This is a genomic window from Kamptonema animale CS-326 (genome assembly GCF_028330895.1).
GTDB classification, from domain to species: domain Bacteria; phylum Cyanobacteriota; class Cyanobacteriia; order Cyanobacteriales; family Microcoleaceae; genus Kamptonema; species Kamptonema formosum.
The window spans coordinates 1-12,318 of sequence record NZ_JAQMUA010000439.1 but is presented as its reverse complement, the minus strand read 5'-3'; the positions used below and the strand labels follow the sequence as shown (position 1 = coordinate 12,318).

General features: G+C 41.0%; 11 protein-coding genes. 8 read left to right on the top strand and 3 right to left on the bottom strand.

The genetic code is table 11. The features are described from left to right. On the top strand, nucleotides 1–2,596 hold a 2,596-nt coding region (locus PN499_RS25715; RefSeq protein ID WP_272035889.1), incomplete at its 5' end, for a CHAT domain-containing protein. A 74-nt stretch (nucleotides 2,597–2,670) separates the two neighbouring features. Here PN499_RS25715 and PN499_RS25710 read toward each other — a convergent pair. Next, nucleotides 2,671–3,099 (bottom strand): hypothetical protein, encoded by a 429-nt coding sequence (locus PN499_RS25710; RefSeq protein WP_272035888.1) that lies wholly within the window; start codon nucleotides 3,097–3,099, stop codon nucleotides 2,671–2,673. A 143-nt stretch (nucleotides 3,100–3,242) separates the two neighbouring features. Then, nucleotides 3,243–4,088 (bottom strand): SAM hydrolase/SAM-dependent halogenase family protein, encoded by an 846-nt coding sequence (locus PN499_RS25705; protein ID WP_272035887.1) that lies wholly within the window; start codon nucleotides 4,086–4,088, stop codon nucleotides 3,243–3,245. A gap of 18 nt (nucleotides 4,089–4,106) precedes the next feature. Between PN499_RS25705 and PN499_RS25700 the strand changes: the two genes are divergently transcribed. The 3 genes from PN499_RS25700 (at nucleotide 4,107) to PN499_RS25690 (ending at nucleotide 8,744) form a co-directional block, all read left to right on the top strand. Further along, a complete protein-coding gene (locus PN499_RS25700) occupies nucleotides 4,107–4,940 on the top strand; it encodes a DUF928 domain-containing protein (RefSeq protein WP_272035886.1) in 834 nt (277 codons plus the stop codon). A 61-nt stretch (nucleotides 4,941–5,001) separates the two neighbouring features. Beyond that, nucleotides 5,002–5,853: a DUF3598 family protein gene (locus tag PN499_RS25695; RefSeq protein WP_272035885.1), complete on the top strand. Its 852-nt coding sequence runs from the start codon at nucleotides 5,002–5,004 to the stop codon at nucleotides 5,851–5,853. Nucleotides 5,854–5,996: 143 nt separating this feature from the next. Next, complete coding sequence (locus PN499_RS25690) at nucleotides 5,997–8,744, top strand: hybrid sensor histidine kinase/response regulator (RefSeq protein ID WP_272035883.1); 2,748 nt, start codon at nucleotides 5,997–5,999, stop codon at nucleotides 8,742–8,744. Here the strand turns inward: PN499_RS25690 and PN499_RS25685 are convergent. Further along, on the bottom strand, nucleotides 8,732–9,013 hold the full coding sequence (locus PN499_RS25685) for a hypothetical protein (protein ID WP_272035881.1): 282 nt from the start codon (nucleotides 9,011–9,013) through the stop codon (nucleotides 8,732–8,734). The two genes, PN499_RS25690 and PN499_RS25685, sit on opposite strands and share 13 nt — an antisense overlap. A 63-nt stretch (nucleotides 9,014–9,076) precedes the next feature. On the opposite strand from PN499_RS25685, the gene PN499_RS25680 reads away from it, so the two are divergent. From PN499_RS25680 to PN499_RS25665, 4 genes are all read left to right on the top strand, one after another. Next, a complete protein-coding gene (locus tag PN499_RS25680) occupies nucleotides 9,077–9,310 on the top strand; it encodes a hypothetical protein (protein WP_272035879.1) in 234 nt (77 codons plus the stop codon). 65 nt (nucleotides 9,311–9,375) lie between these two features. Then, on the top strand, nucleotides 9,376–10,635 hold the full coding sequence (locus PN499_RS25675; RefSeq protein WP_272035877.1) for an McrB family protein: 1,260 nt from the start codon (nucleotides 9,376–9,378) through the stop codon (nucleotides 10,633–10,635). 195 nt (nucleotides 10,636–10,830) lie between these two features. Beyond that, entirely contained in the window at nucleotides 10,831–12,006 is a 1,176-nt protein-coding gene (locus PN499_RS25670) for an McrC family protein (protein WP_272035875.1), read from the top strand. 96 nt (nucleotides 12,007–12,102) lie between these two features. Further along, on the top strand, nucleotides 12,103–12,318 hold a 216-nt coding region (locus PN499_RS25665; protein ID WP_272035873.1), incomplete at its 3' end, for a DUF4277 domain-containing protein.

The following is a 12,318-nucleotide window of genomic DNA, read 5'->3' as shown; positions in this document are numbered from 1 at the left end:
ACCCTTGTACAAGGGAGCTTTGGAAATGAGAGAACGCCTGTTTAAGGGCGATCACCCCGATGTCGCCTCTAGCCTCAACAATTTGGCAGCACTCTACAAATCCCAAGGTCGCCTCACAGAAGCCGAACCCTTGTACAAGGGAGCTTTGGAAATGAGAGAACGCCTGTTTAAGGGCGATCACCCCGATGTCGCCTCTAGCCTCAACAATTTGGCAGCACTCTACAACTCTCAGGGTCGCCTTACAGAAGCCGAACCCTTGTACAAGGGAGCTTTGGAAATGAGAGAACGCCTGTTTAAGGACGATCACCCCGATATCGCCTCTAGCCTCAACAATTTGGCATCACTCTACCAAGATCAAGGCCGCTACACAGCAGCCGAACCGTTGTATAATCGCGCCCTAAAAATGTTGCAAAGCCTATTTAAGGACGATTACCCTGATGTCCGACTACTTAGCCTGAACAATTTGGCATCACTCTACTACTCCCAAGGCCGCTACATAGAAGCCGAAACCTTGTACGATCAAGTCTTAGCGATGTGGCAACGCCTGTTTAAGGACGATCACCCCCATGTCGCACTAAGCCTCAACAACCTAGCATACCTTTACCAATCCCAAGGCCGCCTCGCAGAAGCCTTCCAATTAATGCAGCAAGCGATTCAAGTGGAAAATAACCTGATTCGCCGCAATTTTGCTTACAGTTCGGAATGGGATCGCCTCAACTACCTGCATACCATCGAAGACAATTATCATAGGTTTCTCTCCCTCGTCTGCAACCACCTCTGTGACTCACCCGCAGCCGTCCAAACTGCCTTAGATGTGGTCTTGCAACGCAAATGTTTAACTGGGTCTGCCCTGGCTGCTTTCAACTATGCTATGTATAGCGATCGCTATTCCCATCTTAAAGAAAAATTCGAGCGTTTCCGTTCGTTAAAAGAACAAATTATCCATCTCACCTTCAATCCTCCCCTACCCAAACCACAAGAAACTGAGGAAGAATTAGACAGCCGCAAAACAACCCATCAAAAACAGCTATCAGACTTAGAAACGGAATGCGAATGGTTAGAAAAAGAACTAGCGAAACAAGTTCCAGAAATTCAACTACAAGAACAAATAAGCGATAGAAAAGCTGTCGCCTTAGAATTGCCAACTGGTTCCGCCTTAGTCGAATTTGTCCGCTTGAATGTCTTTGATTTTCCTACAAACAAATGGCAACCCGCCGAATATATTGCCTTTATCTTGCCTTCGCAACAGCCAGACGCAGTAGAAATGATTAAATTAGGTGATGCCGAACACATTGATAACTTAATTCGCATCTATCGGGAAACCGTCACCTCGATTAATCAACTGGGAGACTTAGGACTCCTACGCAAAAAATCTCCCAAAAATCAGCCTAAATCTTACATCGTCGCAGGCATAAAACTGCGGCAAAAGATTTACGATCCCTTGCTACAAAGTGCATTTTTTCAAAACCAGCCGAACCTCAAACATTTATATATTGCCCCCGATGATAGCCTTAATTTAGTAGCCTTTGAAAATTTACCCTTGAATGAAACAGACAATCAGCTAGTCAGAGATTGTTATACCATTAGTTATTTTAGCGTCGGTCGTGATATCCTGCGCCGCAAAATTCCAAGTAAACCCGCAGCAACTCCCGCCTTAATCATTGCCAATCCCAATTTTGACTTAGGAAAACCTAGTGAGTTGCATCACGAACCTAATGTCATTGCGAACGAAGTGAAGCAATCTCAAGCCGATGAGATTACTTCAATCCCGTTCGCAATAACAGACAAAAATAATGCTACTAAAAACGCTCTCATCTCAACGCTAGCCGGAACATATTTTCAACCCTTACCTGCTACCAAATTTTTAGGAGAAATTGCGGCTAAAGCTTTAGGCGTTGAGTCCTATTTTCAAGACGAAGCTGTAGAATCTAAACTCACGGCTGGCAAATGTCCCCGCGTTTTATTAATTGCCACTCATGGCTACTTTGTCGAGTCAAAAACAATTGATAATTCTCATCTTAACCGCTTCTGCGATCGTGAAATCAACGACCCAATGATGCGTTCATTGCTAGCTTTTTCCGGTGCAAACAATTGGCTATCTGGCGGTCAACCGCACCCCACAGCCGGGAAAGGAATTTTATTAGCGCAAGAGGTCGCCAACCTCGATCTATGGGGTAACGAATTAACCATTTTAGTAGCTTGTCAAACCGCCCTTGGTGACACAAAAGCTGGTGAGGGAGTTTTTGGGTTGCGTCGTGCTTTTCCCGCTGCTGGTTCTCAGACATTAATTATTAGTTTATGGTCAGTGCCAGAAAAAGCTAGTATGCTATTAATGCAGAGATTTTTAGATAGTTTAAAGGAAGATAATATTGGTCGCGCCGATGCGTTATTTGAGGCGCAAAATTACCTACGTAATATAACAATTAAAGACTTACAAAAATCGGATCTAGGTCTGGATGTCTTGACTGAGTTAGTTAATTTTGGTCATTTATCTTTTGAAGATAATAATCAGCCTGATTTTCAACCTTTGAAACACCCGTATTTCTGGGGTGCGTGGGTGTGTCAGGGCGAGACAGATGGTTTTAAATTAGAATGATTAAAAATGATTAAAATCGGCGGTTGAAACCGCATCTACACAGACAAAACCCGTCTGCGCGGGTTGAAATTCTATTAGCCAGGATTATCTTGCTGTTGATTGCTTTGATTTAAGAGGATATCAAGCATTCGCATTGTCTCAGTTCTTAACCCTTCAATATTAGCCTGTTGCTGAGCAATCACTTGCAAAATTTGCGGCCGTTCTTCTCTGGCTTCTGCTGCTACATTAGCTAAAGCTTGAATGATACGAGCATTACCATTGGCTACGTTAGCAATGCTCTCTATTTTATTACCTAAAGCTTCAATGGCGCGAGCGTTACTGTCAGCGATGTTAGCTGTATTTTCTAACTTATGACCTAAAGCTTCAATGGCGCGAGTGTTACTGTCAGCAATGCTAGCTGTATTCTCTAACTTATGACCTAAAGCTTCAATGGCGAGAGCGTTACTATTAGCGATGTTAGCTATACGGTCTAGCCTATCATCATCCCAACGTTGTGTCGTCATAGTTTTTTTTATTAACTCTAAATTATGATAACTTTAATTTGAGGAAAAATCAACAGCGATCGCAGTATTTAGGCGGGGCGGGTTTTCTAAATCTCTAGTTTATATTAAAGGTATTGGCGAACCCGCCCCTACAATCATTATCTCTATACTGAATTAATTTTAACCTGCACCTTTGCACCCCAATCTATTCCTAAAAAAGCTTGAGCATTACCGCGAAAAACTGCAATTTCTACCCAACCATGAGAACCAACTAAAGCAATCAGATTACCAGATTCGGCGCTGCTGTAACTTGTGCCACTGGGTATGACAAAATCTCTATCAGACTCGCTGCTAAGTTTTGACCGCGCGATCGCAACAGACCAACTTTTACCCGCAACCAAATTTCCAGGGATATTAGTAATCAAATTGCCAAAATAATCGATATACTGAATACAGCCATCTACACAGTCCGTTGTGGGAGTACAACCTGGAATAGGCGATCGCACTAGACTATCAGGATCTATGGCTCGTCCCAACTCCTCCAAAGGAACCCCACTAGCTAAGTGAGCTCCCACCGTTGCAAAAATATCTCGACCGTGAAAAGTGCTGCTAGGTTGAGATGTGCGCCAATATTCAGGGTTAGTCAACTCGACGACTGCGTAGGCGTAGCCAGCCGTAGGCATCGCATTCTCTTGAGTTAGAACCCCACTAAACAAGCCATTATCCGGCCCCACCAGCACGCAATTGGCACATTCCACTGCTACCCCGCGTCTACTACTTCCCACTCCCGGATCGACAACAGCAATATGTACGGTTCCCGCAGGAAAATAAGGATACGCAGTCATCAGGCAAAATCTACCAGCAGCAATATTTTGCGGCGGAATTTGATGGGTGAGGTCTACGATCGTTAATTGCGGGTTGATTTGAGCGATCGCACCTTTGAGGACACCAACGTAGACATCGCTCAAGCCAAAATCTGTCAGCAGAGTTATTATTTTAGTTTTAAACATTTTGGAGGCTAATTTGTTATGGCTAAGAGTAAGTTTCCCCTACATCTAAAGATACTTGCCTTAGCCTTATTTTCCCTAGCTTTTACCTTACTTTTACCCACAATTGTCATTTCCCAGTCTGTACCAAAGGGTATAAGTGAAATTCACTTTTCTCCACCGCAGGAGTCTGCACCAATGGTCGTTAGGAGGCAAGAGTTGCGATCGCGCTGTCCTTGCTACAATTCTATAAATTCTCTCACAGCACTACTACCGCCTACAAGTTTGGCACTAACTACCGCCGATCGCCCAACATTTTTTTTATATGTCCCTCACGCTACTGCTACTAAAAGCGTAACAAATAAAGATGATTATGCTTGCAACAAAACTGTCAGCAACTCGAATTTGAGAGAGACTTTTGAAGTAGAGTTTGAACTCCTTGACGAACAAGAAGAAAAAATTTACCAGACAGCATTCACGATCGCAGGTACTCCCGGCGTTATTAGTTTCACTCTTCCTAAAGACTCTCCACCACTGGAACTGACAAAATATTACCGCTGGTATTTTGAGGTAATTTGCGATCCCGAAGATCGTAGCGGTGACAGTGTAGTGAGTGGATGGACTCGCCGAGTCGAATTAATTCCTAATTTAGCCCAAGAATTAGCACAAGCCTCGCCTACAGATCGCCCTGCTATTTATGCCCGTTCTGGTCTTTGGCACGATACTCTAACGGCCTTAGCGCAGTTACGGAAATCACAACCAAACGATCTACCTTTAGCTAATGCTTGGGCAGAATTATTAAAGTCCGTAGGATTGGACAATATCAGTCAAGAACCTCTAGTTGAATGCTGTAATATAGCAGGAGAAAGGAGTTAGGAGGCAGGAGGTAGAGCTAAATATTTAAATTTATTTTTGCTCTAAATTTTAGGAACGAAATATGAGTCAGCAGTGGGACAATTTTCTAAAAAATTTAGGAGTTTGGGAAGGTACTTTTACCAAGTTCTCACCATTAGGAGAGCAACTTGAAGATACCCCTAGTATTCTGTCCTTAGAAGGCTTAAATAATAACAAAAGTGCGCGCTTAACTCTCCGCCGCTTTTTGCCTAACCCTAATAATGCCTCCGAATCAACAGTCAATGAGTTGGTGCGAGAATATCAGTATCTAGGCAGAGATATTCTGTTTTTTGAAAATGGGGCTTTTTCTCAGGGTAGTATCCAACTCGCCCCCTATTCAGAATTTGGGGCAGAGTTGAGTTTTATCTACGGTAATCAGCGTCTGCGCCTAGTGCAGCTATGCGATCGCGACGGCAATTTAGCTAATTTAACACTGATACGAGAAAAGCAAACGGGTAAAGATGTACCCGAACAACCGCCTTTGAAGGTTGATGATTTAATTGGCGAATGGCGAGGAGAAGCAGTGACAATTTATCCAGATTGGCGACCATCTGACTCTTATCCAACCTCACTGCAATTGCACCGCGACGGCTCCAATCAATTGCTGCAAAAGATAACTTTTGGTAGTGGTTTAGATATTAAGACAATTGCTTCTAGTGCTTTAATTGACGGTTCTCTCCTCCGGTTTAATCAAAGTTCCCAAGCAATGCAAGTGCTATTGCTTCCGGGCGGTGCTTCTGCTACCACTCCGGTGCCAGTTCAGCGAAGAAAATCTTTCTTTTTAGAGGCGGGTTGGCTGCTAGAGCCAGACTTGCGGCAACGGATGATTCGCTCTTATAATGAAAACGGAGAATGGGTGAGCTTGACCTTAATAACCGAACGTAAAATTAACTAAAATTATTCCCTTAAATTGTCAGCTATTTCTCACAAATATTCAGATAATTGTCCTGTTTTTAGAGTGAATGTTTTCTGGGATACAAAGAGATAAAAGCAAGACTGTTATAGTTGGGCTAGTACCTAAGTATCATCATTTATAGTATGCGTCCTCACTCTATAAAATTTCCTCTGCGTGGTGTTCTTGTTGTTCCTTTTGTATTGCAAATCGTTCTTGCTGTCGGACTTACAGGATGGCTTTCCTTACGTAATGGGCAAAAGTCAGTTAATGATGTTACTGCTCAATTACGTAGTGAGATTACGGCCCGGATTGAACAGAATCTCAAAAGCTATATCGAGCTACCACATATTATCAATAAAGTTAACGAAGATCTCGCCGAACTCGGTAAGTTAAATGTGGACGATCAAGACGAATTGAGACTTTACTTACGGAAGCAACTTCAGTCATTTGAGTCAATCAATTACATCTCATTTGGCAGCGAACAGGGACAGTATACTTCCCTTGATAGAACAACTACAGATGGCTCATTTCGCATTAGTTGGTTAACACAAGCTCCTGGTAATCTACACATTTATGCAGCTAACAACACAGGAGATCGAGCAACGGTTTTAGATGTTTTCCCTAATTACGATCCGCGTCGCCGACCTTGGTATCGCGCTCCCATCGAACAAGGTGGCCCCGCCTGGAGTCCAATTCATGCTTTGTACGCTCAATCAATACTGGCAATTAATGCTAGTCAACCTTTATACGATGAAACTGGTACTCTTCGCGGAGTATTCACAGTCAACTTTAGCCTCTCGCAAATTGGCAATTTTCTACGTAGTTTAAAAATCGGTCGTTCTGGACAGACTTTCATTGTCGAACGCTCTGGAGAATTGGTGGCAAGTTCGGCAAACGTGATGCCATTTACAATTACAGATCAAAAAAAAGCAACGCGGATAAAAGCTACAGAATTGGGTTCTCCCCTGATTCGTGCGACCGCCAAATATTTAGTCGAAGATTTTGGGGGATTGAATCAAATTACTCAGAGCAAAAATCTTACTTTTCTAGTCGAGAATCAGCGGCAATTCGTACAAGTATTGCCTTTTTCAGATAGCCGTAACTTAGATTGGCTAATTGTGGTTGTTGTTCCAGAATCCGACTTCATGGAGCAAATCAATGCTAATACAAATACTACAATTATTCTCTGTATATTCGCACTATTAATAGCAACAGGATTGGGAATTTTAACTTCAGAATGGATTGCTGTACCTATTCAGCGATTAAGTCAAGCTTCCAGCGCCATCGCTGATGGCAAACTCAATCAAACAGTAATCGTAAAAGGTGTGAGTGAAATCCAGGTGTTGGGTGAGTCATTTAACAAAATGGCACGGCAGTTACAAGACTCTTTTACAGCTCTGGAAGTTAGAGTAAAAGAACGAACAGCCGAACTACAAGAGGCCAAACTTGCTGCGGAACTAGCTAACAGTGCCAAAAGCGAATTTCTTGCTAACATGAGTCACGAACTGAGAACCCCTCTCAATGGTATTTTGGGCTATGCTCAAATCTTAATGCGCTCAAAAAATATTCAAGAAACTGACCTCAAAGGTTTAGGTATAATTCAGCAGTGCGGTTCTCACTTATTGACTCTGATTAATGACATTTTAGACCTCTCGAAAATAGAAGCAAGGAAAATGGAAATTTATCCTAGTCAATTCCATTTTCTGGCATTTCTTCAAGCCGTAAGTGAAATTGTAAGGATTAAAGCTGAACAAAAAGGAATTACTTTTATTAGCCAATTCGATCCAGCACTGCCGGTGAGCGTACAAGCCGATGAAAAACGCTTGCGCCAAGTGTTAATTAATCTTTTGGGTAATGCAGTCAAGTTTACCGAAGAAGGGAGCGTTACCTTCAAGGTTGGTGTGATTGAATCATCTACGATAGATGCAGAAGCAAGCACCTTTAATGCCATCAATAAAATTCGTTTTCAAATAGAAGATACGGGATTAGGGATGAGTGAAGAACAAAAACAAAAAATCTTCGATCCCTTTGAACAGGTAGGCGAGAGTAAACGCAGAGCAGAAGGAACGGGGTTAGGTTTAGCAATTAGCTCAAAAATTGTGGAGGTGATGAGTTCCCAAATTAGAGTGACTAGCCAACTGGGAGAAGGTAGTCAATTCTGGTTTGATTTAGACTTGCCTTGTGCCAGCGAATTTACCTTGAAACCGACGTTTGATTTAAAGGGAACAATTGTTAGCTTCCTCGGCAATAAACGCAAAATATTAGTTGTTGATGACCGCTGGGAAAATCGCTCCGTGATTGTCCATTTGTTATCTCCTATTGGTTTTGAAGTCTTTGAAGCTACTAATGGTGCTGAGGGGTTAGACAAAGCAACTGAGTTAATGCCAGATGCAATTATTACTGATTTAGTTATGCCGATAATGGATGGGTTTGAATTACTGCGTCGCCTCCGTAATTCTGACCAGTTTAAAGATACAATTGTCATAGTTTCTTCTGCTAGCGTGTTTGAAGCTGACCAATACAAGAGTTTAGATGCTGGAGCAAATGCCTTTTTACCCAAACCTGTGCAAATTTCAGAATTGTTTGAATTATTGCAGAAACAATTAGGTGTATCTTGGGTATATGCAGAGCCAACTCCAGCAGCACTTACTAGCGAATCGAATCTTAAATTATCCTCTGTTAGATGTTTGGTGATTCCACCACCAGAAAAAATGAAAATTTTGTATGATTTAGCCAAAAAGGGTAATCTTAAAGGTGCGATCCAACAAGCAGAGGAATTGAAAAATTTAGATGAGCAATGGATTCCTTTTGCCGAGCGTATATGTGAAATGGCAAAAGGGTTTCAGGAAAAACAACTTCAAGCTTTCTTAAATCAGTATCAAGTTAAATAGTTAGGGCTTGCTGAAGTAGAATATCGTACTTTTGGCGATTGAGATTCATAGCCGCGATAATAAGATAAGCCAGCTTTTCTGGCTAATTCTACATCTTGAGTCGTATCAATATAGGAGTCAGCTTTAATTCTGATATTGTTTTCTTTAACTTCTTCTAATAGCATTTCTTTCAAAGCTCGATCGCTTGTTTTGACCTCTAAGCAAGCTTCGGAAACTTGGGCTTTATCTAAGAAATTAAGGAAACATTGGGCGTAGGTTCGGAATACCAATTTGGTATTTTATCTAAGTCAACATAGCCTAAACCACCGCCTGTAAGTATGCCCCCTGGAGGTATGGTTGCTTTTTTGCTGTTAGTATGTTATGGGTGCGATGTTTGTGGTTGGCTAGGTGTAGGTATTTGTGATGTCGGGTTTCAGGAATGCGATCGGCTACAATTAATAAATCAGGCTCGCACTTGGGAACTTTGTAATGCTTTTAAAGTTACGAATCCCGAACCAGATTATATTGTGGGACGGGGTGAGGATGGTAAGATTATTACTAATTATGCTGAGAATATTGCTTTTTGAGTGTTTTTAATTTAAAGTCATAGGTAATTATAGAAGTTAAAAATAAAGTCTCTTAAAGAAAAATTATGGATGAATTGGTCACATCCCCAGAAGAATATATCGCCTTTTTAGATGAAGTATGGCAAGCCACGTCTGAGAGTGATGGTGATCCACAAGTTGTCTATCCCATCTTTTCTGCTAACCTAGATAAATTCAATCCGACATTAGTTGGACTGTACCGAGATTGGGCTAACAATATTCTCTCGCAAGCCGAACCAGAACAAACTCGAAATATTGGAATAGATTTTCAAAATTTCAGTGATTTAATTTGCCAGTTCCCTTTAGGCAACAAGGCTACTAACCAGGAAATCGCGATTATTGGTTACGACTTAGTTATAGCCCTCTTGACTAGCGCTTGTTTTCAACTACTTTTAACCGCTCTTAAAACATTAAACCACACGCCGGAATATTCTCTAATCGAATGTGTAGAAGAAACAGGCTTCACCGAACCCCAACTAACCCAATGGAAAAACGCCATTAACCGCAAAGGCCAAACCATCATCCAAGGCCCACCCGGAACCGGCAAAACCTTCATAGCAGAAAGACTTGCCAAACACTTAATCGGCGGCGGTGATGGCTTCTCAAACATTATCCAATTTCACCCCGCCTACACCTACGAAGACTTTATCGAAGGCCTCCGGCCAATAAATAAAAACGGACAATTAACCTACTCAATAGTTTCCGGTAGATTCCTACAATTTTGCGAAAAAGCCGAAGAATGTGAAGATACTTGCGTACTGATTATTGATGAAATTAATCGCGCAAATCTTTCTCAAGTCTTTGGCGAATTAATGTATCTATTAGATGACCGAGAAAACACAGAACGCTTTATTACCCTAGCCAGCGGTAAACTATTTAGAATCCCTACAAATGTTCGTATTATTGGCACTATGAACACCGCAGACCGTTCTATTGCCTTGGTCGATAACGCACTACGCCGCCGCTTTGCATTTATCCCTATTTATCCTAACTATGAACTATTGCAAAACTATCATAATAGACAGGAAACAAGTTTCCCTGTTGAGCGATTAATTGATATTCTCAAAAAGGTTAATCAAGCAATTAACAATAAACACTATGAACTAGGTATCTCTTTCTTTTTGACAAAAACCTTAGCTGAAGATATCCACGATATTTGGCAAATGGAAATTGAGCCTTACCTGGAAGAATACTTTTTTGATAATCAGAAAAAAATGGATGAATTTCTCTGGGATAAAATCAAAGATAAATTGATAGTTGATAATTCAACCTCCAATCCGTCAGGGGTTAAAACCCCTGCCTCATAGATCAAGTCCTCTCAAGAGGACTAAGAAGAAGACTTTTAAACTTATTAGTCCTCTTCAGAGGACTTAAGCTATTAGACAGGGGTTTTAACCCCTGGCAACTACGCCTATGAGGGTAGGCACGGGAACACAACCCTTACAAATCTGTATTAATGATTTAGACCTATATTATCGCCAAAAAACCGGATTACAGCATCTATGGAACAAGAATCACCGCAAACTATCCAACTCACAGAATATCAATTAGCAACCTTTGAAAAAGATGTAATCCCCGAATCAGTAGGAGATAAAATATATGATAATTATGCCAAAGAAATAGAGATAGAATTTCCCAACCGTAAAACAAAAGATAAATGGCAATTAGAATCTAAAGGCATAGTTGGTCACATTCCCATCACTCCAGAATTTCACATTATTATCCAGCCAAAAGTCCCGATTGCCAACTTATTCGGAATGCTTGAATATGCCTATAAATTCAATATAAATTTTCCCAAAGGACTAATTAATTCTCAACCTTTAGAACAACTCTATGAACGATTAGCAAAAATCCTTGCTGAGAAAATTATCGAACGCTGTTGCAAAGGATTATATCGCGATTATTTACCCAAAACCGAAAAACTGGGTTATATTCGCGGTCGCCTCGATATCCGCCAAGCAGTTCAAAAACCTTGGGAAGTTCAACTAAAATGTCACTATAACGAACAAACAAGCGATATCGAAGATAATCAAATTCTAGCTTGGACACTCTTTATTATTGGTCGTAGCGGTTTGTGTGGCGAATCAGTCTCATCGAAGGTGCGAAAAGCATTTCACACACTTCAAGGAGTTGTTACCATAAAATCTTTTACCTCACAAGCTTGTATTGATAGAAACTATCACCGTTTAAATCAAGATTATCAACTTTTACACGCCTTATGTCGCTTCTTTCTGGAGAATACAGGGCCAAGTCACGAAAAAGGCGATCGCGAGATGGTTCCCTTTCTAATAAATATGGCTAATTTATATGAACAATTTGTCGCTGAATGGCTGAAAGCAAATACACCCAAAGGCTTTTTCATCGAGCAACAATACCGAGTTACCCATGACCAACATTATTTCGATCGGATTGACTTAATTTTACGCGATATTGAAACCCAAAAAGTCGAATACGTCCTCGATACTAAATACAAAGTTCCCGAAAAAGTAGCCAATAGTGACTATCATCAAATAGTCGCCTATGCAAATGCAGTAAACTGTAAAAATGCAATTCTGATCTACCCGCAAAATCTCAAAGTTCCAAGAGACACAAAAATTGGCGATATCCGAGTTCGCAGTCTAACTTTTTCCCTAGATCCCACATTCCGCAGATATTTAAGCAGATTTAATTTCAGATAAATTCGGAATCACGAAAGCCCAAAATGATTGTATGGCAATCATTTTGGGCTTTTTTAGGATATAATAACTTCCACGACTAACCCAACTCTAAAAACTATGAAAAAGCCCTCAGAAGCGATAAATATCGTAAATTTAGATCATTTAGGAATAGTAGCAGGAATAATAGATGAGATGGAATTGGTAGAAGAAGTCAACAAAAAAGTGGGAATAAGCAGCAAAGAAACTATCAGCCCAGGACAAGTAATGAAAGCAATAATTTTGAACGGATTGGGGTTTTTGAGCGCCCCAATATACCTATTCGACACATTTTTT

Excerpts from the sequence above, each read along its gene's own strand:
- PN499_RS25710 (WP_272035888.1), bottom strand. The coding sequence starts at position 3,099 with ATGACGACACAACGTTGGGATGATGATAGGCTAGACCGTATAGCTAAC.
- PN499_RS25705 (WP_272035887.1), bottom strand. The coding sequence starts at position 4,088 with ATGTTTAAAACTAAAATAATAACTCTGCTGACAGATTTTGGCTTGAGC.
- PN499_RS25700 (WP_272035886.1), top strand. The coding sequence starts at position 4,107 with ATGGCTAAGAGTAAGTTTCCCCTACATCTAAAGATACTTGCCTTAGCC.
- PN499_RS25695 (WP_272035885.1), top strand. The coding sequence starts at position 5,002 with ATGAGTCAGCAGTGGGACAATTTTCTAAAAAATTTAGGAGTTTGGGAA.
- PN499_RS25690 (WP_272035883.1), top strand. The coding sequence starts at position 5,997 with ATGCGTCCTCACTCTATAAAATTTCCTCTGCGTGGTGTTCTTGTTGTT.
- PN499_RS25680 (WP_272035879.1), top strand. The coding sequence starts at position 9,077 with ATGGTTGCTTTTTTGCTGTTAGTATGTTATGGGTGCGATGTTTGTGGT.
- PN499_RS25675 (WP_272035877.1), top strand. The coding sequence starts at position 9,376 with ATGGATGAATTGGTCACATCCCCAGAAGAATATATCGCCTTTTTAGAT.
- PN499_RS25670 (WP_272035875.1), top strand. The coding sequence starts at position 10,831 with ATGGAACAAGAATCACCGCAAACTATCCAACTCACAGAATATCAATTA.